The sequence below is a fragment of the Actinomadura bangladeshensis genome, assembly GCF_004348335.1.
In the GTDB taxonomy this organism is placed as follows: domain Bacteria; phylum Actinomycetota; class Actinomycetes; order Streptosporangiales; family Streptosporangiaceae; genus Spirillospora; species Spirillospora bangladeshensis.
The window spans coordinates 1-1,425 of sequence record NZ_SMJW01000539.1; the positions used below are offsets into that span (position 1 = coordinate 1).

Below are 1,425 nucleotides of genomic sequence, written 5' to 3' on the forward strand. Positions count from 1 at the left end.
GGGTGATGTGCAGGGGGTGATCGACCGGGTGCTGGAGCGGGTGGAGCCGGTGCGGCGGCGGAGTGTGACGCCGCATGGGCTGCGGCATACGACGGCGACGCATCTGCTGGCGGCGGCGACGGACATGGACGCGGTGCGGCGGGTGCTGGGGCATGCGGACCTGTCGACGCTGGGCCGGTACCGGGACGAGCTGCCGGGTGAGCTGGAGGCGGCGATGCGGGTGCATCCGCTGCTGGGTCCGGTGGAGGGGCGGCGGGGCGGTTGACGCCCCCGCTCCCCCGCCGCCCGCTGCCGGGGGCGGTCAGGCGGGGTGGAGGGTGCGGGCGAGGGCGTAGGCCTCGGTGAGGTCGGTGCCGCGGTAGTCGAGGGCGGCGATGTCGGCGAGGTGGTGGTCGGCGTTGACGGCGACGGTGTTGGCGAGGTGCCGGAACAGGGGCGCGTCGGACATGGAGTCGCCGTAGGCGGTGCATTGGGCGGGGCCGAGTCCGTGGCGGGCGCGGAGCCGGTCGGCGATGTCGACCTTGTCGGCGGGGGTGAGGATGCCGGCGGGGTCGAGGGTGCCGGTGAACGGCATCGGGGGGAAGCGGGAGGCGATGACGTCGTCGAAGCCGAGGGCGAGGAGGTGGCGGGCGAAGAAGTCGGGCGACATGGTGATGACGGCGGAGTGCTCGCCGCGGGCGCGGATGTCGGCGCAGACGTCGGCGATGCCGGTGAGCCAGGTGGCGGCGGTGTAGGCGGTGGCGACGATGTCGGGGGTGAGGTGGCGCCAGAGCCGGTGGATCTCGGTGGAGAAGCCGCGGGTGTCGAGGGTGCCGGCGGCGAAGCGGGCCTCGAGTTCGCGGAGTTCGGGGAGGGTGCCGAGGTGGCGGGCGATTTCGAGGTTGGCGGTGGTGCCGGCGAGGAGGGTGCCGTCCATGTCGAAGATGTGCAGGTGTCCCACAGTGGGTGAAGTGTGCCGGACGGGTGCGGGGCGAGGCGAACGGTTTTCGGCCGCCGCGTGAGGTCCGGGCGGCAAGGGCGGGGCTCTCTGTCATGGCGGTGTCGTCCCAGGCGGGGGGTGTGGGGTCGTCCTTCGGTAGGAGGGACGGGTTGTCCTTCGTTCGCAGGTCGCGGGCCGGGCCCCTGCCGAAAGTCGGGGATGGCGGTGGCCGTTCGCGGGATCCGCCGGGGGGCGGCCGTTTCCTAGCGTCGGGGCATGGACGGGATCTTGGGTGTGGTGGACACGGCGGTGACGTCGCCGTGGTTCTACCTCGTGCTGTTCGCGGTCGCGGCGATCGACGGGTTCTTCCCGGTGGTGCCGAGCGAGAGCCTGGTGATCACCGCGGGGGTGTACGCGGCGTCGGGTGAGCCGGAGTTGGTGCCGGTGGTGGTGCTGGCGGCGCTGGGCGCGTTCACCGGTGATCATGTATCGGGCCTCTCTCTTGT

At 72.7% G+C, this 1,425-nt stretch carries 3 protein-coding genes; 2 read left to right on the top strand and 1 reads right to left on the bottom strand.

Annotated features, from left to right (window positions below):
* Positions 1–265, top strand: a 265-nt coding sequence (locus E1284_RS40695) for a tyrosine-type recombinase/integrase (protein WP_165965633.1), incomplete at its 5' end; no start/stop codon positions are given.
* 36 nt (positions 266–301) lie between these two features.
* On the opposite strand, the gene E1284_RS40700 is transcribed toward E1284_RS40695, so the two are convergent.
* Positions 302–940, bottom strand: coding sequence for an HAD family hydrolase (locus tag E1284_RS40700; RefSeq protein WP_131945434.1), 639 nt, complete (start codon positions 938–940; stop codon positions 302–304).
* Between the two features lie 255 nt (positions 941–1,195).
* Here E1284_RS40700 and E1284_RS40705 point away from each other — a divergent pair.
* Positions 1,196–1,425, top strand: a 230-nt coding sequence (locus E1284_RS40705) for a DedA family protein (RefSeq protein ID WP_424923543.1), incomplete at its 3' end; no start/stop codon positions are given.